This window comes from Gordonia sp. CPCC 205515, from assembly GCF_048537925.1.
Taxonomy (GTDB): Bacteria; Actinomycetota; Actinomycetes; order Mycobacteriales; family Mycobacteriaceae; genus Gordonia.
In genome coordinates, this window is the sequence record NZ_JBCLVJ010000010.1 from 49,330 (window position 1) to 68,747 (window position 19,418).

Consider the following 19,418-nt stretch of genomic DNA (forward strand, 5'->3'; position numbering starts at 1 on the left):
TGTGAGGTGTGAGGCGTGGCGACCACCCGATCCCTGAGGAGCGAGGCGCTAGCCGAGCCACGAAGGGCTCGCGACCGGCTTCGTGACGCGTCGGGCTCGCTGCGCTCGCTCGTCGCTCCTCAGCCAGCGGATGGATGACGCGGGCTCCTACTTGACGCGGAGCGTGCCGCACAAAAAACGAGGCCGGTCACTCGGCAGTGACCGGCCCCGATTCCCCTGTGAGAGTTCAGGCTTGTGGTGTCATGTACCCCATCGGCATGAGGATCGACTTGTGTTCCAGGTAGGACTCCAGCCCCTCGCGACCGTTCTCCCGACCGATGCCGGAGTTCTTGAACCCGCCGAACGGGGACGCCGGATCGATGGCGTACCAGTTGATTCCGAGGGTTCCGGTGCGTACCTGCTTGGCGATCTCGACGCCCCGTTCGACGTCGGAGGTCCAGATCGAGCCGGCCAGACCGTAATCGGAGTCGTTGGCGATCTCGATGGCCTCGTCGACGGTGTCGTATGCGATGACGCTGATGACCGGGCCGAAGATCTCCTCGCGGGCGATGGTCATGTCGTTGGTGACACCGGTGAAGATGGTTGGCGTCACGTAGAACCCGCTCTCGAGTCCGTCCGGACGGCCGCCTTCGAGCGCGGGAGTGGCGCCCTCTTCTTTGCCCTTGGCGACGTAGCCCTCGACCTTGTCGCGCTGCTTGGCGGTGATCAGCGGGCCGAGCATGGTGCCCTCGGCGGTCGGTAGGCCGGGAACGAACGTCTTCGCGGTTTCGACCATGGCACTGACGATCTCGTCGTGCCGTGAACGTGGCACCAGTACGCGGGTCTGGGCGACGCAGGCCTGACCGGCGTTGATCAGTCCGGCCGAGAACACCAGCATGAAGATGTTCGACTCGAGGTCGACGTCGTCGAGCACGATGGCCGCCGACTTGCCGCCGAGTTCCAGCGAACAACGCTTGAGCGCATCACCGCACCGCGCGGCGATCGCGCGTCCGGCGGCGGTGGATCCGGTGAAGGTGATCTTGTCGACGTCGGGATGATCGACGAGGGTCTGGCCGGCGGTGACCCCGCCCGGCACCACCGAGATGACGCCCTCGGGGACGCCGGCCTCGGTGAAGATCTGGGCGAGAAGATTGGCATTCAGCGGGGTTTCCGGTGCGGGCTTGAGGACGATCGAGCAACCGGCGGCGAGCGCGGGCCCGAACTTGTTGGCCAGCAGGAAGAGTGGGACGTTCCACGCGATGATCGCGCCGACCACACCGATGGCCTCGCGGGTCACCAGGGTCTCGCCGAACATGCCGGTGCGGAGTTCTTCCCACGGGAAATCGGTGGCGGCCGCGGCATAGCCCTGCAGCACGCCGGTGGCCGGCAGTCCCTGCAAGGTGGCGACGTCGGTCGGCGTGGCACCCATCTCCGCCGACACCAGTGCGGAGATATCGCCCATGCGCTCATTGATCAGATCGGCGGCACGGTTGAGGACGGCCGCCCGGTCGGCGGGTGTCCGGTCGCGCCAGACGCCCGAGGTGAAGACCGTGCGGGCGATCTCGACGGCGGTGTTGACGTCGGTGTCGTCGGCCAGCGGAACCGATCCCACGCGCTCGCCGGTGGCGGGGGAGAAGACCTCCAACGTCTCGGTCGAGTGCGGGTCGACCCATTGTCCGCCGAGGTACAACTGCGGCTGATCGCCGGCGCCGACCAATTCGGCGCTCGGACGGGACTCGACGGTCTCGGTCATGTAGCTGCTCCCCTGTGCATGAGTGATGTGCGTTGCTCCCGGGACCGATACTAGAACACGTTCTACTTCGTTGGCCAGGGGGCTGCGACACGGGCCTCAGCTGGCGCTCCGGCCCGGCTCAGCCGGCGGTGAAACCTCAGAGACCGAAGCGGATCATGTCGGAGATGCCGTCGACTGCGTCGCGCAGCAATGCGACCTGCTCGGCGACGGTGGTGCACTCGAGCAGGCCCTGGCGGTCGGCGGCGCCGATCGGCAGGCGCGCGGCCCACCCGAAGACGCCGTGCTCGGCGAGATCGTCGTCGTCGAAGGTGGGCAGACTGTCGAGGGGCGCGTTGCGGGCCGCGGCTACATCGGCGACCAACGACCGGATCGCGACACTCAGCTCGGTGAGAGCCGCCCGGTCGTCGTCGCCGATCACCGGATCCGGCAGCACCTCGGTGATCGCGCGCGGATAAGGGTCGTCGGGCAACCACTCGAGGACGCGGAACCGCTCGGTGCCGGTGCATGTCAGGGACGCCTGGCCGTCCTGCTGGCGCAGGAGGTTCTCGATCCGTGCGTACGTCCCGACCTCGTTGCGCACATCACCGCCTCCGACCTCGCTGCCGCGGGCGATCAGCACCACCCCGAACCGTCCCGATTCCTTGGAGGTGCCGAGGCAGTCGGCGAGCATCTGCCGGTAACGCGGTTCGAAGATCCGCAGTGGCAACGGCTCACCCGGAAGCAACGCCGTGCCCAGCGGGAACATCGGCGTGACCGGCGGTGTCACGGAATTGCTCAGGCGGACGGTCTGGCGTCGAGGACGACCTCGAACTCCAGCAGGTCCGCACCGGAGGCGACCGGCTTGGCGCGCTCACCCGAGTGCGCTTCGCGAGCCGGACCCGACGCCCACGCCTGGAAGTCCTCCTCGGTCTCCCATTGGGTGACGACGAAGTAGCGGTCGTCGCCCTTGACCGGGCGCAGCAACTGGAACCCGAGGAATCCCTTGGAACCGTCCACCGAATGCGCACGATTGGCGAATCGCTTCTCGAGTTCCGGACCGGCGCCCTCGGGCACCGAGATCGCGTTGATCTTCACAACAGTCATGCATCCACCCTACTGGCAACTCTCGGCGAATCGGCGCGGGTGCGGTGTAATCGATGCAGGACGAACAGGAGGATCGACATGGCCCGACAACGGCTCGAACCATCCGACGAGCATCCCATCACGGTGAGTCCCACCGGAGCGCGGATCGTGGTACGCGTCGGTGATGTGGTGATCGCCGACACCTCGGCGGCGCTCACCCTCGCCGAGGCGAATTATCCACCGATGCAATATGTTCCGTTGTCCGATGTGAATAAGGAGTTGCTGCGGGACAGTGCCACGACGACGTACTGCCCGTTCAAAGGGGACTGCGCCTACTACGACCTCGTCGTCGACGGGCGGGAGATCACCGACGCGGTCTGGACCTACCGAGAGCCCTATCCCGCGGTCCACGAGATCGCCGGGCACGTGGCGTTCTATCCCGACCACGTCGACGTGGCATCGGACTGATTCCCGGCCGGCGCCATAGGGTGGACGGCGTGACTGCGACATCCGCGGCCTGCGCCGACATCGGTCTGCTCGACCACGGTGGACCCATCGACCGAGACGGATTACCCGTGCGCGGAGTAGGTCCGATCGTGTTGTTGCACGGTCTGATGGGGCGCGGACGGACGTGGCGGCGGCAGATTCCGTGGCTGCGTCGGCATGGCCGGGTGTTCACCTTCGACGCGGCGTTTCACACCGGGGCCGACGTCGAGTTGCCCGCCGATCCCACCGAGTTGAGTACCGAACGGTTCGTCGCCGATCTGGCGGAGATCCTCGTGTGGATCGACCAGGGCCCGGCGGTGCTCGTCGGCCATTCAATGGGCGCGCTGCACGCCTGGTGTACCGCCGCGACCTATCCGGAGATGGTGTCCGCGTTGGTGATCGAGGACATGGCACCGGACTTCCGGGGCCGCACCACCCGCAGTTGGACGCCGTGGTTCGACAGTTGGCCGCAACGTTTCGAGTCCGTCGACGACGCGCAGGCAATGTTCGGTGCCGTCGCCGGCCGGTACTTCTACGAAGCCTTCGACGACGGCAAACTGCATGGGCGGCTGGATATCTGGACCGAGATCGCGGAGGAGTGGGGTACCCGCGACTTCTGGTCGCAGTGGCAGTCGGTGGCCGTGCCGTCGTTGCTCATCGAAGCCGAACACACCGTCGCGCCGCCCGGCCAGATGCGAAAAATGGCCTCGGTCAACGACTCCGCCCGATACCTGTCGGCACTCGGCGCGGGCCACCTCGTCCACGACGACGCGCCCGATTTGTATCGGGGCGCCGTCGAGGCCTTCCTCTCCGCGCTGTAGACGCGGATCAGCTTGGCGGACCGTAGCTTCCGGGACCGTATTGCTGTGGTGGGTTCTGGGGCGGGTACGGCGGGTTCGGCGGATACTGGGCGCCGTATTGCGGTGCTGCGCCGGGCGGCGTTGTCGGCCATCCGGGTTGTACGGCCGTGTCGTAGGCAATCGGTGCCCCGCTCATCCGGCGATACGAGTACGCGTGCAGGAGCGCGGTGAACGGCATGGTGAAGATGCTGCCGATGTAGAGCAGCGCCTGCCCGAGATAGTTGATGCCGTAGATGGCAATGAACACCAGCACCGAATCGCCGACGCGCTGACGCACCAGCTGCGACGACGCGCTCATCGCAGCGATCGGGCCCATCTTGCGATCGACGACGAAGAACGGCGCGAACTGCAGCAGCACCATTGCGATGAGGCCGGGGATGATGCACAGGATCAACCCGATCGTCACCACGATTCCGACCAGGATCATCGTGCCGAGCAGCGGCCAGAAACGGATGGTGGTCAAGAAGGTTCGATTGGTGACGGGCTCACCGTTGACGGTACGGATCGATCCGGCATAGACCGCCATGTACAGGTAGATGAGCGCGATCGTCAGCAGGATTCCCAGCAGCACCATCAGCAGGAGGCCGCCCGCGTTGACCGAGCCGGTCGTCGTCGAATAGCCGTACGCGTCGGTGGTGGTCTCCAGGTTGCTGAACGCCCAGATGCCCGCCGGGATCATGAGGCCGCCGAACACCAGCACCGCCACGAACATCAGGATGCCGGGCAGCAGCATCGGCCAGAGGTTGTCGCGGAACCGATCCCACGACCAGCTGAACGCCTTCCCGAAGTCCAGCTTGGTGGGGTCGTTCGGCGGGTAGGGGGAGCCGGGCGGCGGGCCGGCCGCGTACTGGCCGGTGGGATATTGACCCGGAGGATATTGGCCGGGTGCGGGCTGGCTCGGTGGATAGCCATAACCCGGGTGGGGTGGCGGCGGGTAACCGGGCCCGTATCCCGGCTGCGGCGGCGGATATGACTGATTGGACGGTTCAGGGCCGCCGGTCGGCGGCACGCTGGGCGGTTCGCTCATCGCGCCAACGTAGCAGGATTGGCGGGTGCGCACAGTCGGTCAGCGAGCCGACACCGAGCGTCGAATCAATCGCCCTCTCCGGCAAGGCAATACCGACCGTCGGTGGTCAGCTCGACGAGGCCGTCGACGAGCAGCGAGTCCAGCGCGCGGTTGCGTTGGGTGATGTCGGTGGTCCATACCGTGTCGAGGCGGGAGCGGTCGACCGGATGCTCGGTTCCGCGTAGGACGTCGAGCAGCAGTCCGCGGACCTGTCGGTCGGTCCCCGCGAACTTCTGCACCTTGCGCGGCGGCCCGGTGTGCGCGGGGCGTCCCAACCGAATCCACGTGCAGTCGGACAGTGGGCAGTCGTCGCATCGGGGGTTACGGGCAGTGCATACCAGTGCGCCGAGTTCCATCAACGCGGCGGAGAACCGGGGTGCCGACGGCGCGAGCCTGCCCTTGCGGTCCTTGGGCAGGAGTTCATTGGCGTCGTCGAGGTCGAAGCGCGACGGATTGCCCGGCTGCTCGCGACCGTGCACGGCGCGGGCGATGACCCGACGCACATTGGTGTCGACCACCGGGACCGACTGTCCGTAGGCGAAACAGGCGACCGCGCGGGCGGTGTAGTCGCCGATGCCGGGCAGGGTGAGCATGGTCGCGACGTCGTCGGGCACGCGGTCGTCGAAGCGTTCGGCGAGGACCGTCGCGCACTCGTGCAGCCGCAGCGCGCGGCGCGGATAGCCCAGCTTGCCCCACGCTCGCAGCACCTCACCCTGCGAAGCGGCGGCCATGGCCGAGGGCACCGGCCAGCGGGTCACCCACTCCCGCCACGGGCCCGTCACCCGAGCGACCGGCGTCTGCTGCAGCATGATCTCGCTGATCAGGATCTGCCAGCCGGACAAGCCCGGCTCCCGCCAGGGCAGATCCCGTTCGTGGACGTCGAACCAGCCGAGGAGGGTGGCCGGTGGCACACTAGTCGTCATGACTGCAGGATTGACTCCGTCGAAGGCTTGGCAGGTACTGCGCGAAGGGAACGACCGCTTCGTCGTGGGCGAGTCTCAGCATCCCAGTCAGGGTAGCGAGGACCGTGCGCGTCTGGCCTCGGGGCAACACCCGCACGTCGTGCTCTTCGGCTGCTCCGACTCGCGCCTGGCCGCCGAGATCATCTTCGACCAGGGACTCGGCGACATGTTCGTCGTTCGTACCGCAGGTCAGGTCATCGATTCGGCCGTGCTCGGTTCGCTCGAGTACGCCGCCGAGGTGCTCGAGGTGCCGCTGATCGCGATCCTCGGCCACGACAGCTGCGGTGCGGTCAAGGCAACCCTCGACGCCCTCGACGACCTGCAGATCCCCGGCGGGTACATCCGCGACGTCGTGGAGAAGGTGACACCGAGCATCCTCGCCGGCCGCAGCGAGGGACTGACCCGCGTCGATGAGTTCGAGGCGCGCCACGTCGTCGAGACCGGCCGGCTGATCATGCAGCGCAGCCGGATCATCGCCGATCGGGTGGCCACCGGGAAACTCGCCATCGTCGGCCTGACCTATCAGCTGGGCGAAGGTCGCGTTCAGCTGCGCGGTGTGTACGGCGAGGTCGGCGACCTGCCGACGGCGGTCGTACCGAGTGCAGCCGCCACCGCCTGACCCAGGTTCGGCTATGGCCTGCGACACATGTCGGCCTTAACCCCAACTTGAGACTTTTGGCCGGTCAGAGGCTGTTTGCGCGACACGCCGGTCAGGGTCGACCGGGGCCGGTTCCCTGGCCGTTAGCGTGGGCTGCGTGATCGAACCGCAAGGCCCGCTGCCACCCGAGATTTATTGGCGACGACGAGTCGTCGCCATTGGTGGTGCCGCCGTTGTGGTTGCGCTGATCATCGGTCTGATCGTCTGGTCGACCGGCGGAAGTGATGACTCCCCGAGTAACGCTGCCGCGTCGTCGTCGGAGACGTCGACGACCGCGTACTCGAGCGAGACCAGTGCGCCCTCGTCGAGTGAGGCCGCATCCGGCGGTTACGGCGGCGCTGCTGCCGGCGGTGCGGCGGCAGGGGGCGCCGCGAACGGCAGTGTTCCGGTGTCCGGTTCGGCAGCTGTACCCAGTGGTGCCGCTGCTCAGGCGCCCGGCCCGGTGCCCGCATCAGGACTGTGCCCCGACTCCAACATCGGCGTCGTGCTCTACACCGACAAGCCGACCTACACCACCGGCGATCAGCCCGTCTTCACCATCGTCACCACCAACGTCGGGCTCACCGAATGCACGCGTGACGTCGGTAAGGCAGCGCAGGATGTCGTGGTGCGCACCCTCGACGGCACCCGCACCCTCTGGTCCGCGCGCGACTGCTCGCCGCTGCAGACCGTCAACAACGTCACCCTGCAACCCGCCCAACAGGTCCGCGACACCATCACCTGGTCGGGCACCACCAGCAACCCCGGCTGCGACAAGCCACGCGTGCCCATCGCAGTCGGGGGTTACCAAGCCATCGGGAAGATCGGCGAGAAGGAATCGGCGCCGATCACGTTCAACGTCGTCGCGCCCGCGCAGCAGCCGTAGCAAATGTCTGATGTCAGGTCGTTCCCCGCGCGATGAGTTCGACGGGGAGTCGCGTGGTCTCCGCTTCCCGACCCTCGACGAGGTCGAGTAGTCGGCGCGCGGCGGTCTCGCCGATCTGCCGGGCGGGGGAGCGGACCGTGGTCAGCGGGACGGGTAGCTGCGCGGCGACGGGAATATCGTTGTAGCCCAACAGTGCAACGTCGTCGGGGATGCGCAGGCCCAGGTCCCGGGCGACACCCATGACGCCGATGGCGATGGTGTCGGAGACGGCGAAGATGGCCCGCGGGCGGTCCGACGACGATTCGAGTAGCCGACGGCCCGCCTCGATACCGCCGTCGACCTCGAACGTCGACGGCACGACGCGCGCGGCGGGTAACTCGATCGAGGCCCGGTCGAGTGCCGATCGGAAGCCGTCGAGGCGGTCGGTCGCGGTGGTCGCGTGGGCCGGGCCGGCGATGACCGCCAGGTCGGTGTAGCCGCGGTCGAGGAGATGCCGCGCGGCGAGGTAGCCGCCGTGTCGGTCGTCGCCACCCACGAATGGCAGGCCCGCATCGGCGTGCCGGGTGACCGTCAGCAGCGGGACGTTGCCCACCGCGAGCGATTCGATGAACGGCCCTCCGGGCGTATGCAGGCTGCTCAGCAGGAGGCCATCGACCTGCCGCCCGACCAGCAGTGCGATGGCCCGGCGCTGGGCATCGAGGTCGTCGGGTGGGGATGACAGCAGGACCGAATAGCCGGCGCGGGTCGCGGCCTCCTCGATGCCCTGATACGTGGTCGCGACCACGCCGTCGGTGAGTCGAGGCATCACCACTCCGAGCGTGGTGGTCTTGCGGGTCCGCAGGCTCGCGGCCCACAGATTGGGCTGGTAGCCGAGCTCGGCGGCGACCTCCCGCACCCGCAGCGCCGACTCCGACCAGCCGTCGGCGGGTTCGGGCTGGCGCAGCACCCGCGACGCGGTCGATACATGCACCCCGGCTCGCTCGGCGATCTCCTTGAGCGTCGGCGCCCGATTGCCCCCGGCCATGCCACCCCTCCTCCCGAACACGTCACACGATGTTGACGACGGCTCTCGATGCCCTTACCTTAGACCATGCAAACGTTCGTGCAATCGTTCTTACCAGGAGGCATTCGATGGCCCGCCCGCAAACTCTGACTCAGCTCTTCGCTCTCGACTCCCTGCTCGACGAGGAAGAGATCGCCATCCGCGACACCGTCCGCAAGTTCGGTGACGAGCGCCTGCGGCCTCACATCGCCGACTGGTTCGAGGAAGCGCAGCTGCCCGCACGCGAGCTGGCCAAGGAACTCGGGTCGCTCGGCGCACTCGGTATGCACCTCGAGGGTTACGGCTGCCCGGGCACCAGCGCCACCGCCTACGGCCTGGCCTGCCTGGAACTCGAGGCCGTCGACTCCGGCATCCGCAGCCTGGTGTCGGTGCAGGGATCGCTCGCGATGTTCTCCATCCATCACTGGGGCAGCGAGGAGCAGAAGCAGGAGTGGCTGCCGCGGATGGCGGCCGGTGACGCCATCGGCTGCTTCGGTCTGACCGAACCCGACTTCGGCTCCAACCCGGCCGGCATGCGCACCAACGCCAAGCGCGACGGCGACGACTGGGTCCTCAACGGCACCAAGATGTGGATCACCAACGGTTCGATCGCCGATGTCGCCGTGGTGTGGGCACAGACCGACCTCGACGACAGTCCCCGCGGCATCCGCGGATTCGTCGTCCCCACCAACACTCCCGGATTCTCCGCCCCGGAGATCAAGAAGAAGATCTCGCTGCGCGCCTCGGTCACCTCTGAACTCGTGTTCGAGGACGTGCGGCTGCCGGCGTCGGCGATGCTGCCCGAGGCACAGGGTCTGCGCGGACCGCTGACCGCGCTGGGCGAGGCGCGTTTCGGCATCATCTTCGGAGCCATCGGCGCCGCCCGCGACTGCGTCGAGACCGCCATCGACTACGCGCAGACCCGCGAGGTCTTCGACAAGCCGCTCGCCGGCTATCAGATCACCCAGACCAAGATCGCCGACATGGCCCTCGAGGTCGGCAAGGGGCACCTGCTGGCCTACCACCTCGGCCGACTCAAGGACCGCGGCGAGATCCTTCCGTCACAGGTCAGCACCGGCAAGCTCAACAACACCCGCGAGGCCATCGCGATCGCCCGCGAATGCCGAACCATCCTGGGCGCCAACGGCATCACCCTCGAATACCCGGTGATCCGGCACGCCAACAACCTGGAGTCGGTGCTCACCTACGAGGGCACCTCCGAGGTGCACCAGCTCACCATCGGTCAGGCCCTGACCGGTGAGGGCGCTTTCCGGTGACCGATTCCGCGTTGGGTGGCTTGGTCATCGCCGATTTCGGTCGGGTGCTGGCCGGGCCGTACGCCACGATGCTGCTCGCCGACCTCGGCGCCGAGGTCATCAAGGTCGAACGACCGGGCACCGGCGACGACACCCGCGCCTGGGGGCCGCCGTGGATTGGACCGCCGGAGGCCGCGGAGTCGTCGTACTTCTTGTCGGTCAACCGCAACAAACAGTCGATGGCGCTGGACCTGACCGACGACGAGGGGCTCGCTGCAGCAAGAGAACTCGTCGAGCGGGCCGATGTGGTGGTGGAGAACTTCCTGCCCGGCACCCTCGATCGGCTCGGTCTCGGCTACGACGCGGCACGGGAGATCAATCCCGACATCGTCTATTGCTCGGTCACCGGATTCGGTGGCAACAACCAGCTACCCGGCTACGACCTGCTGATCCAGGCCGTCGGCGGACTGATGAGCATCACCGGACCGGACCCGAACACCCCCACCAAGGTCGGGGTCGCGATGGTCGACGTGATCACCGGATTGCATGCGGCCGTCGGCATTCTCGCGGCGCTGCGGTATCGCGATCGGACCGGGGAGGGGCAGCGGATCGAGGTCAATCTGCTGTCGTCGTTGTTGTCCGCGTTGGCAAATCAATCGTCGGCCTATGTCGCCGCAGGCGTGGTGCCGCACGCCATGGGCAATCGGCACCCGAGTATCGCGCCCTACGAGGTGTTCTCCGCCGGCGACCGTCCGCTGGTACTGGCGGTCGGCAACGACCGCCAGTTCACCGCCCTCGTCGATGTCCTGGGACAACCGGAACTGGCTGTCGACGAACGGTTTTCGACGAACAAGGCGCGGGTGGCGCACCGCGACGAGCTCGGCGCGATCATCAACGCGGCGTTGGCGAACGACACCGCGGACGCCTGGTTCTCCGCGCTCACCGAGCGGCGGGTGCCGTGCGGTCCGCTCAACGACATCGCCGACGCCATCGCGCTGGCCGAACGACTCGGCCTCGACCCGGTCATCACCATCGACGACGAGCGTCGCGACGCACCGATCCGCCAGGTGGCCAACCCGATTCGGCTGTCGGCGACCCCGCCGACGTATCGGTCGGCGCCGCCGCGGCTCGACGAGCATCGCACGGTGTCGCAGCAGGCGTAGTCGAGGCGGCCCTTCGACACGCACGGCTCCTCCGTCGCCGGGCTGCTCAGGGAGCGGGTGGTCGCGCGAGCTGTGCAGGGAGCGGCGTCAACTACTCGTACCGCTCGATACTCGACTCGGCCAGCCGGGACAGACCTTCGCGGATGTGGCGCGCCCAGATGCTACCGATGCCCTCGACGGCTTGCAGGTCGGCGGCGCTGGTCGCCAGTAGTGCCTGCAGGGTGCCGAAGGAGCGGACCAGGCGGTCGATGTGCGCGAACTGCAGCCGCGAAATCCGCGCGAGCATGCGGTAGCCGCGGGGGCTCATCGCGGTGTCCTGGGCCTCGAGGGTCGTCGGATAGCCGAAGGAACCGGCCAGCAGGGTGAAGTCCAGCAGGTCGGCGTCGGACAGGCTCTCGACGGTCTCGAGTGCCCGACGCACCTCCTCGGTGCTCGCGGGCTCGGGGCTGGCGTAGTAGTCGCGGACGAGCAGTTCCCGCATCGTGTCGAGGTCGCTGATCAGCTCCTCGAGCTGCAGGCTGACCTGTCGGCCGTTGGTGCCGAGTTCCAGGACGTACTCCTCGATCTCCACCGACACCCGGCGCACCATCTCCATCCGCTGCGCGGTGGACATCGCGTCGCGCAGCAACACATAGTCCTCGATCTCGGCGCGCGACAATTGCGCCACCACCTCGTCGAGGCGCGTCTTGTAGCGCTCGAGGGTGGCCAGCGCGACGTTGGCGCGGGAGAGGATCGGGTCGGGGCTCTCCACCACGCGGCGCGCGCCGTCGACGTAGACCGACACGATCGACATCGACGCGCTCACCGAGATCACCGGATGCCGGGTCTGGATCGCCGTGCGTTCGGCCGCCCGGTGGCGGGTACCCGACTCCTCGGTGGGGATCGACGGGTCGGGCACCAACTGCACGTTGGCCCGGACAATCCGTTTGCCGTCGGTGGAAAGGACAACGGCGCCATCCATTTTCGCGAGCTCACGCAGGCGGGTCGGGGCGAACTCGACGTCGAGGTGGAACCCGCCGTCGCAGATCTTCTCCACATCGGAGTCGTGGCCGAGGACGATGAGCGCGCCGGTCCCACCGCGCAGGATGCGCTCGAGTCCGTCGCGCAGTCCGGTGCCGGGGGCGACCCGGGCCAGCGTGTCCCGCGTCAGTTCGGACTTTGCGATCTCGGCCATCACTTCTCTCTTCTGCCCCACGAGGGCATGCGTGCCCCGTCGTCTAGGGTATCGGGACGTGAAGAGCACTTTCGTCGTCCCCACCGACCTCGACCCCGTCCAACGGCATCCGAAGGCCGTCGAGCCGGGCGAACGCATGCGGATGCACAACCCGCTGTGTTACGGCTGCGGCGAGGAATCGGCCGAGGGGTTGCACCTGCAGATGTTCGCCGGTGAGGACTTTGTGGTGACCGCGTCGATGGAGGTCGCGCCGCGATTCGAGGGTGGGCCGGGCGTCATCCACGGGGGTGTGCTGGCCACGGCCTTCGACGACGTCATGGGCATGGTGCCGATGCTGATCGGGCCGTCGGCGGTGACCGTACATCTCGAGGTCGACTATCAACTGCCCATCCCGATCGGTTCGACGCTGCAGTTCACCGCGACCCTGCTCGGGCGGCAGCGGCGCAAGATGTACGTCGAGGCAGTCGGGCATCTGGGTGATCCGGCAAAGCCGGTCGCCACTGCACACGGCATCTTCGTGACGATCAACGCTCGCGAGCACTTCGCCGAGCACCTCGAGAACAGCCAATTGGGCGACGACTACAAAAAACGCATGTCCCGGCCCTGACTCGCCGTCAGAACGGGGCGTCGGCGACACGGGCCATCGCGGCGCGCACCGCCTGCTCAAGATCGCCCACGCGGGTCACCCGAATCCCGGCCGGCAGCTTCTCGTCCGTGCCGCTCGGCACGATGGCGTGGGTGAAGCCCAGTCGCTTGGCCTCCGCCACCCGACGGGCCACTCCGGTCACCCGGCGCACCTCGCCGGCGAGCCCGACCTCGCCGATCGCGACCGCCGTGTGGGGGACGGGCGTCTTGCCGAACACCGACGACACTGCCAGTGCGATCGCCAGATCTGCGGCCGGTTCGGTCACCCGCATGCCGCCGACCGTGGCCGCATAGACCTCCTGGTCGCCCAGCGGCACACCGAGGCGATTCTGCAGGACCGCCAGCACCATCGCGACGCGCGCCGAATCCAGCCCGGACACCGCACGACGCGGAATGGCCATCTGGCTCTTGTTCGTCAGTGCCTGGATCTCGCCGACCAATGCGCGCTTGCCATCCATCGCGACCATCGACGTGGAGCCGGTGACGTCGGAATCTCGTTGGTGTACAAAGATTCCCGACGGATCGGTGACCTGATGAATCCCGTCGTCGCGCTGCTCGAAACAGCCGACCTCGTCGGCCGCGCCGAAGCGGTTCTTGATGCCGCGCACCATCCGAAGGCTCGAATGCCGGTCACCCTCGAACGACAGGACGACGTCGACGAGGTGCTCGAGGGAGCGAGGGCCGGCCACTGCGCCGTCCTTGGTGACATGCCCGACGAGGATCACCGCAATCCCGCGGTTCTTTGCCAGCGACACCAAAGCCGTTGTGACCGCTCTGATCTGGGTGACGCCGCCGGTGACGCCGTCGGTGCCGGTCGCGACGACGGTCTGTACCGAATCCACCACCACCAGTGTCGGACGCACCTCATCGATGTGCCCGAGGATGGTTGCGAGGTCGGATTCGGCTGCGAGATAGACATTCTCGTGGACGGCGTCGGTGCGTTCGGCGCGCATGCGGACCTGGCCGGCTGATTCCTCGCCTGTCAGATAGAGCGCGGTCCGCCCGCTCTGGGCCCAGTGCTTGACGGTTTCGAGCAGCAGCGTGGATTTGCCGACGCCGGGTTCGCCGGCCAGCAGGATCACCGACCCGGGCACCACGCCGCGGCCGAGGACCCGATCGAGTTCGCCGATGCCGGTCGCGATCGCGGTCGACGAGTTGGCATCGACCTCGGTGATCGGCCGCGCGGGGCTGGTCGGCGTGATGCCGCCGACACCGTTGGGTTTGACGGCCGACGCGGCGACCTCGTCGATGGTGCCCCACTCGCCACATTCCGGGCAGCGGCCAACCCATTTGGCCACGGCGTTGCCACAGCCGGTACAGCGGAAGGACGACTTGGGTTTTGCCACGTCGGAGAGACTATGCGGTGCCACCGACAGCCGTCGCCGGCGTGGCGGGTGCTGTCGACGAACTCAGCGGTCAGTGCCCGCCGGTGTGCTCGTCGGCCGGGGCCTCGGCCTCGCGGATCTTGTCCTGGCGCGGCAGTGTCGAACCGGAGTCGACGGGCGTGCGGATCGCCACGATGCCCGCCTTCTCGAAGCGGAACACCAGCGGAGTCGTCAGGCCCGCGGCGACCGTATCGCCTGCGTTGTTGAGCACCACGCTGATGCGCTGCTCGGTGCGGCTCTGGACTTCCTCGGGAATGAGCAGGCCGGCCGGCTTACCGGCGCGCAATGCCTGGCCCGCCGGGATCTTGGCGCCGTCGCTGCCCTCGGCGATGGTGACCGATCCACCCTCGGGAGCGGTGATGGCGACCAGGCGGTCCTCGTTGACCGGGCTCAGGTTGTTGATCACAAAGGCGAGCTGGAACGGTCCGCCGTTGCCGAAGACCTCGTCGGCCTTGTCGGTGGGGTAGAGGATCTGCACGTCACGCAGCTGCAGATCGCCGATGTTGGCCAGGTTGCCGTTGACGGCCGGCTCCTGGTTGGCGGTCTGCGAGATCTGACCCGCACCGCACGCGGAGGTGCCGAGGGCGACGGCGATGCCGAACGCCGCAACCGCTGCGACCTTGGTTGCGCTGCCGGCCGAACGCCGAGCGGTTTTCCGAAGCACTGACACCCGTTCCTCCCAGGTAATCGAAGGTAATCCCTTCAGGTGAACCCTGCACTACGCAGCGTAGTGGGCGGTGGCCGGAAAAGTCCGACGGGGTGCCAGATTGGTCGTCGGCGTGTGTGGCGTAGGGCGGCTGCGCAGGCAGTCGGTGGGGGCGCTCACGCACCGCCTTACGCTGGTCCATCGCCCTAGGTAGACGGGGTCAACCGGCGGGTACAGCGCGTTGACCTGCGCCGTTGTGAGAGGCCTCTCGGACGCCCGTGCTAGACTGGCTCTACTCGAAAGGGGCATGGAACATTGAACTTCAAAGTTGGCGACACCGTAGTTTATCCCCATCACGGTGCTGCTCGAGTCGACGACATCGTGACTCGAACCATCAAGGGTGAACAGATCGAATACCTCGTTCTCAAAGTTGCCGATGGTGACATGACCGTTCAGATCCCCTCATCGAAGCTGGAGTACGTCGGAGTTCGCGACGTCGTGGGTGAAGAGGGTCTCGGCCAGGTTTTCGAGGTGCTTCGCGCACCGCACACCGAAGAGCCGACCAACTGGGCGCGGCGCTTCAAGGCCAATCAGGAGAAGCTGATCTCCGGTGACATCATCAAGGTCGCCGAGATCGTGCGTGACCTGTGGCGGCGTGAGCAGGACCGTGGACTGTCGGCCGGTGAGAAGCGCATGCTGACCCGTGCTCGCCGTGTGCTCGTCGACGAACTGTCGCTGGCACAGAACACCGATGACGAGAAGGCGACCACCATTCTCGACGAGGTTCTCGCCGCCGCATCCTGAGTGGACATGTCCACCGGGGTGATCGTGCCCGCCGCGGGTTCGGGGACCCGCCTGGGCGAAGCACTTCCCAAGGCGTTCGTCGATCTCGACGGCCGCAGCATTCTCGAAGTATGCGTTGCCGGGATCGTCGATGCCGGCATCGCAGACTCCGTGGTCGTCGTCGTGCCCGTTGATCTCATCGACACCGCGCGCACGCTGGTGCCGGACGTGACAGTCGTCGCCGGCGGCGCGCATCGGTCGGAATCGGTGCGGGCCGGGCTTGATGCGCTCGGCTCCGACTACGACATCGTGCTGGTGCACGACGCCGCCCGACCACTCGTCCCCGCGAGCGTCTTCCGGCGCGTCGTCGACGGCGTGCGTGCCGGTCATCCCGCAGTGGTGCCCGGACTTCCCGTGGCCGACACTCTCAAGCAGGTCGATCCGTCGGGTTCGTCGTCGGCCGAACGGGTTGTCGCGACCGTCGACCGCGAGGTGCTGCGGGCCATCCAGACGCCGCAGGGATTCACCCGTGAGGCACTACTGCGCGCACATGCCGACGATTCCGGCTTGGCCACCGACGACGCCGGGCTCGCCGAACGGTGCGGTATCGACGTACACGTCGTTCCCGGGGATCCCCTGGCGTTCAAGATCACCACGCCGTGGGATCTGCGCATCGCGCGTGACGTCCTCGCGGAGACCGGAAAGGTACATCCATGAGAGTCGGCATCGGGACCGACGCGCACCGGATCGACCCGGACACCCCGTGCTGGATGGTTGGACTGCACTTTCCCGACACGCCCGGCTGCGAAGGGCATTCCGACGGCGACGTCGGTGCGCACGCGCTGTGCGACGCCGTCTTGTCGGCGGCCGGTCTCGGTGACGTCGGATCGGTGTTCGGCACTGGGCGGCCGGAATGGTCGGGGGTTTCCGGGGTCGCGATGCTCGAACACGTCCGGAATCTGGTCGACGAAGCGGGCTTCACCATCGCCAACGCCGCTGTCCAGGTGATCGGCAACCGGCCCAAGATCGGACCCCGCCGCGACGAGGCCCAGCAGGTGCTGGGTGCCGCGCTGGGCGCGCCGGTGTCGGTCTCGGCGACGACCACCGACGGCCTGGGCATGACCGGTCGCGGTGAGGGCATCGCCGCGGTGGCCACTGCGCTACTGCTGAACAGGTAAGATCGCACGTCGTGACCTTGCGCTTGTATGACACCGCCACCCGAGAGGTGCGCGACTTCACGCCGCTGCACCCCGGCCGTGCGACGGTCTACCTGTGCGGTGCCACGGTGCAGGGCGTCCCGCACATCGGGCACGTCCGCAGCGGTATCGCCTTCGACATCCTGCGACGCTGGCTGGAGTACCAGGGCCTCGACGTCCTGTTCGTCCGCAACGTCACCGACATCGAGGACAAGATCCTGCGCAAGGCCGCCGACGCCGACCGGCCGTGGTGGGAGTGGGCCGCCACGCATGAACGCGAGTTCACCAACGCCTACGACGCGCTCGGGGTGCAGCCGCCGTCGGGCGAGCCGCGCGCCACCGGGTTCGTCACCCAGATGGTCGAGTACATGGAGCGGCTCATCGAGCGCGGACACGCCTACACCGCCGACGGCAACGTCTACTTCGACGTGCGGAGTCTGCCCGACTACGGGGCGCTGTCCGGGCACAAGCTCGACGACGTGCATCAGGGGGAGAGCGCGGGAACGGGTAAACGCGATCCTCGCGACTTCACGCTGTGGAAAGCGGCCAAGCCCGATGAGCCGTCGTGGCCCACGCCATGGGGAGCGGGGCGCCCGGGCTGGCATCTCGAATGCTCTGCGATGGCCACCTCACTGCTCGGCCCTGAGTTCGACATTCATTGCGGTGGTATGGATCTCATCTTCCCGCACCACGAGAACGAGATCGCGCAGGCGCACGGTGTCGGAGATCCGTTCGCGCGGTACTGGTTACACAACGGCTGGGTCACCATGGGTGGCGAGAAGATGAGCAAGTCGCTTGGCAACGTGGTGTCCATTCCGGCGATGCTGCAGCGTATCCGCGCGGTCGAACTGCGGTATTACCTTGGCAGCGCCCACTATCGGTCGATGCTCGAATACTCCGAGGGTGCGTTGACCGAGGCCGCCGCAGGCTATCGACGCGTCGAATCCTTCGTGCACCGCGTGTCTGCGCGCGTCGGTGAGGTGTCGATCGGCGCGGTGCCCGATGCTTTCGCCGCGGCACTCGACGACGATCTCGGCGTACCCGCGGCGCTGGCTGTGGTGCACAACGTTGTGCGCGAAGGGAATACCGCACTGGAATCCGGTGACGGTCCCGGCGCGCTCGCGGCCGCCGCTGCGGTGCGCGGCATGATGGGCGTCCTCGGTGTCGACCCGCTCGACCCGCACTGGGCCGACACCGACGCCGACGATTCAGCCGCCAACGCGGCGCTCGATGTGCTGGTACGCGCCGAGTTGGCGCGCCGCGCACAGGCTCGCGCGGACAAGGACTGGGCCACTGCCGATGCGGTGCGGGATCGGTTGTCCGAGGCGGGAATCGAGGTCACTGACACCCCAGATGGTGCGCAGTGGTCGCTGAAGGGAGCTTCCTGAGATGGCCGGAAATTCGAAACGTAAAGGCGCCATTCGTAAGTCGGGCACCAAGAAGGGGCAGACCGTCGGATCGGGCGGGCAGCGTCGGCGCGGGCTCGAGGGTCGCGGTGCGACGCCCAAGGCTGTCGACCGCCCGTACCACGCCGCGCACAAGAAGGCCAACGCCGCCTCCAAGGCGGTGGCCGGTCGTGGTGCACCGCGCGGCCGTAAGGACGACGGACCCGAATATGTGTTGGGCCGCAACCCCGTTCTCGAGTGCCTCCGTGCCGGCGTGCCGGCGACGGCGCTCTACCTGGTGGCCACCTCCGAACCGGACGATCGGGTTGCCGAGGCAGCCAAACTCGCCGGCGACAAGGGCATCGCGATCCTCGAGGTGGGCAAGGGTGAACTCGATCGCATGTCCGCCAACGGACTTCACCAGGGCATCGCCCTGCAGGTGCCGGAGTACCGCTACGCGCATCCCGACGACCTGATGCAGGCCGCCCGCGACAGCGGCACACCGCCGCTGCTCGTCGCGCTCGACAACATCACCGACCCGCGCAACCTCGGCGCGGTCATCCGGTCGGTCGCCGCCTTCGGCGGACACGGTGTGCTCATTCCACAACGACGCAGCGCCAGTGTCACTGCCGTCGCCTGGCGCACGAGTGCCGGTGCAGCAGCACGACTTCCGGTCGCGCAGGCGCCGAACCTGACTCGCACGCTGAAGGATTGGGCCGCATCCGGGGCGCAGCTCGTCGGGCTCGACGCCGAAGGTGATGTGACCCTTGATGAGTACGACGGCAGCGGCCCCACGGTCATCGTCGTCGGTTCCGAGGGTAAGGGTCTCTCCCGGCTGGTGCGCGAGACCTGCGATTCGATCCTGTCGATCCCGATGGCCGGTGACGTCGAGAGTCTCAACGCCTCGGTGGCCGCGGGTGTGGTGCTTGCGGAGTTTGCGCGGCAGCGGCGGGCTCCCACCGCTCGTTGACGGCGCCCAGGATCCCGTCGACAGCGCCCTGAGTTTCGTTGACGGCGCCCGGGATCTCGTCGACAGCGCCCTGAGTTTCGTT

At 67.5% G+C, this 19,418-nt stretch carries 21 protein-coding genes; 12 read left to right on the forward strand and 9 right to left on the reverse strand.

Annotated features, from left to right (window positions below; genetic code table 11):
* Positions 1–226: 226 nt before the first annotated feature.
* From AAFP30_RS15230 to AAFP30_RS15240, 3 genes are all read right to left on the reverse strand, one after another.
* The gene (locus tag AAFP30_RS15230; RefSeq protein WP_419230797.1) at positions 227–1,732 is read right to left on the reverse strand and encodes an aldehyde dehydrogenase; all 1,506 of its coding nucleotides are present in this window, start codon (positions 1,730–1,732) and stop codon (positions 227–229) included.
* A 136-nt stretch (positions 1,733–1,868) separates the two neighbouring features.
* Positions 1,869–2,498, reverse strand: coding sequence for an LON peptidase substrate-binding domain-containing protein (locus AAFP30_RS15235; protein ID WP_419230798.1), 630 nt, complete (start codon positions 2,496–2,498; stop codon positions 1,869–1,871).
* Positions 2,499–2,506: 8 nt separating this feature from the next.
* Positions 2,507–2,815, reverse strand: coding sequence for an antibiotic biosynthesis monooxygenase family protein (locus tag AAFP30_RS15240; RefSeq protein ID WP_419230799.1), 309 nt, complete (start codon positions 2,813–2,815; stop codon positions 2,507–2,509).
* Positions 2,816–2,893: 78 nt separating this feature from the next.
* Here AAFP30_RS15240 and AAFP30_RS15245 point away from each other — a divergent pair, with 78 nt between their 5' ends.
* Both AAFP30_RS15245 and AAFP30_RS15250 read left to right on the forward strand, forming a co-directional pair.
* Entirely contained in the window at positions 2,894–3,262 is a 369-nt protein-coding gene (locus AAFP30_RS15245; RefSeq protein WP_419230800.1) for a DUF427 domain-containing protein, read from the forward strand.
* 29 nt (positions 3,263–3,291) lie between these two features.
* Positions 3,292–4,101, forward strand: a complete 810-nt coding sequence (locus AAFP30_RS15250; protein WP_419230801.1) for an alpha/beta fold hydrolase — start codon at positions 3,292–3,294, stop codon at positions 4,099–4,101.
* Between the two features lie 7 nt (positions 4,102–4,108).
* Here AAFP30_RS15250 and AAFP30_RS15255 read toward each other — a convergent pair whose 3' ends face one another.
* Together AAFP30_RS15255 and AAFP30_RS15260 are read right to left on the reverse strand one after the other, a co-directional pair.
* Entirely contained in the window at positions 4,109–5,167 is a 1,059-nt protein-coding gene (locus AAFP30_RS15255) for a hypothetical protein (RefSeq protein ID WP_419230802.1), read from the reverse strand.
* A 65-nt stretch (positions 5,168–5,232) separates the two neighbouring features.
* Complete coding sequence (locus tag AAFP30_RS15260) at positions 5,233–6,129, reverse strand: A/G-specific adenine glycosylase (protein WP_419230803.1); 897 nt, start codon at positions 6,127–6,129, stop codon at positions 5,233–5,235.
* Between AAFP30_RS15260 and AAFP30_RS15265 the strand changes: the two genes are divergently transcribed.
* A complete protein-coding gene (locus AAFP30_RS15265) occupies positions 6,128–6,787 on the forward strand; it encodes a carbonic anhydrase (protein WP_419230804.1) in 660 nt (219 codons plus the stop codon). The two genes, AAFP30_RS15260 and AAFP30_RS15265, sit on opposite strands and share 2 nt — an antisense overlap.
* A gap of 136 nt (positions 6,788–6,923) precedes the next feature.
* Entirely contained in the window at positions 6,924–7,691 is a 768-nt protein-coding gene (locus AAFP30_RS15270) for a hypothetical protein (protein WP_419230805.1), read from the forward strand.
* A 13-nt stretch (positions 7,692–7,704) separates the two neighbouring features.
* On the opposite strand, the gene AAFP30_RS15275 is transcribed toward AAFP30_RS15270, so the two are convergent.
* On the reverse strand, positions 7,705–8,715 hold the full coding sequence (locus tag AAFP30_RS15275) for a LacI family DNA-binding transcriptional regulator (protein WP_419230806.1): 1,011 nt from the start codon (positions 8,713–8,715) through the stop codon (positions 7,705–7,707).
* A 107-nt stretch (positions 8,716–8,822) separates the two neighbouring features.
* Here AAFP30_RS15275 and AAFP30_RS15280 point away from each other — a divergent pair, with 107 nt between their 5' ends.
* Together AAFP30_RS15280 and AAFP30_RS15285 are read left to right on the forward strand one after the other, a co-directional pair.
* The gene (locus AAFP30_RS15280; protein WP_419230807.1) at positions 8,823–10,010 is read left to right on the forward strand and encodes an acyl-CoA dehydrogenase family protein; all 1,188 of its coding nucleotides are present in this window, start codon (positions 8,823–8,825) and stop codon (positions 10,008–10,010) included.
* A complete protein-coding gene (locus AAFP30_RS15285; RefSeq protein ID WP_419230808.1) occupies positions 10,007–11,152 on the forward strand; it encodes a CaiB/BaiF CoA transferase family protein in 1,146 nt (381 codons plus the stop codon). The genes AAFP30_RS15280 and AAFP30_RS15285 overlap by 4 nt, the downstream gene beginning before the upstream one ends.
* Before the next feature lie 91 nt (positions 11,153–11,243).
* Here AAFP30_RS15285 and disA read toward each other — a convergent pair whose 3' ends face one another.
* On the reverse strand, positions 11,244–12,326 hold the full coding sequence (gene disA / locus AAFP30_RS15290; protein WP_419230809.1) for a DNA integrity scanning diadenylate cyclase DisA: 1,083 nt from the start codon (positions 12,324–12,326) through the stop codon (positions 11,244–11,246).
* A 58-nt stretch (positions 12,327–12,384) separates the two neighbouring features.
* On the opposite strand from disA, the gene AAFP30_RS15295 reads away from it, so the two are divergent.
* Positions 12,385–12,933 (forward strand): PaaI family thioesterase, encoded by a 549-nt coding sequence (locus tag AAFP30_RS15295; RefSeq protein WP_419230810.1) that lies wholly within the window; start codon positions 12,385–12,387, stop codon positions 12,931–12,933.
* A 7-nt stretch (positions 12,934–12,940) separates the two neighbouring features.
* Here AAFP30_RS15295 and radA read toward each other — a convergent pair whose 3' ends face one another.
* Both radA and AAFP30_RS15305 read right to left on the reverse strand, forming a co-directional pair.
* Positions 12,941–14,317: a DNA repair protein RadA gene (radA, locus tag AAFP30_RS15300; RefSeq protein WP_419230811.1), complete on the reverse strand. Its 1,377-nt coding sequence runs from the start codon at positions 14,315–14,317 to the stop codon at positions 12,941–12,943.
* Positions 14,318–14,387: 70 nt separating this feature from the next.
* The gene (locus tag AAFP30_RS15305) at positions 14,388–15,026 is read right to left on the reverse strand and encodes a hypothetical protein (protein WP_419230812.1); all 639 of its coding nucleotides are present in this window, start codon (positions 15,024–15,026) and stop codon (positions 14,388–14,390) included.
* Positions 15,027–15,317: 291 nt separating this feature from the next.
* Here AAFP30_RS15305 and AAFP30_RS15310 point away from each other — a divergent pair, with 291 nt between their 5' ends.
* Genes AAFP30_RS15310 through rlmB form a run of 5 tightly spaced genes read left to right on the forward strand, consistent with a single transcriptional unit; the run spans position 15,318 to position 19,336 of the window.
* Positions 15,318–15,806: a CarD family transcriptional regulator gene (locus tag AAFP30_RS15310; protein WP_419230813.1), complete on the forward strand. Its 489-nt coding sequence runs from the start codon at positions 15,318–15,320 to the stop codon at positions 15,804–15,806.
* A 6-nt stretch (positions 15,807–15,812) separates the two neighbouring features.
* Positions 15,813–16,502: a 2-C-methyl-D-erythritol 4-phosphate cytidylyltransferase gene (ispD, locus tag AAFP30_RS15315; RefSeq protein WP_419230815.1), complete on the forward strand. Its 690-nt coding sequence runs from the start codon at positions 15,813–15,815 to the stop codon at positions 16,500–16,502.
* Entirely contained in the window at positions 16,499–16,963 is a 465-nt protein-coding gene (gene ispF / locus AAFP30_RS15320) for a 2-C-methyl-D-erythritol 2,4-cyclodiphosphate synthase (RefSeq protein WP_419230816.1), read from the forward strand. The genes ispD and ispF overlap by 4 nt, the downstream gene beginning before the upstream one ends.
* An 11-nt stretch (positions 16,964–16,974) precedes the next feature.
* Positions 16,975–18,369 (forward strand): cysteine--tRNA ligase, encoded by a 1,395-nt coding sequence (gene cysS / locus AAFP30_RS15325; RefSeq protein ID WP_419230817.1) that lies wholly within the window; start codon positions 16,975–16,977, stop codon positions 18,367–18,369.
* 1 nt (position 18,370) lies between these two features.
* Positions 18,371–19,336, forward strand: coding sequence for a 23S rRNA (guanosine(2251)-2'-O)-methyltransferase RlmB (gene rlmB, locus AAFP30_RS15330; protein WP_419230818.1), 966 nt, complete (start codon positions 18,371–18,373; stop codon positions 19,334–19,336).
* The last annotated feature ends 82 nt before the right edge of the window (positions 19,337–19,418 follow it).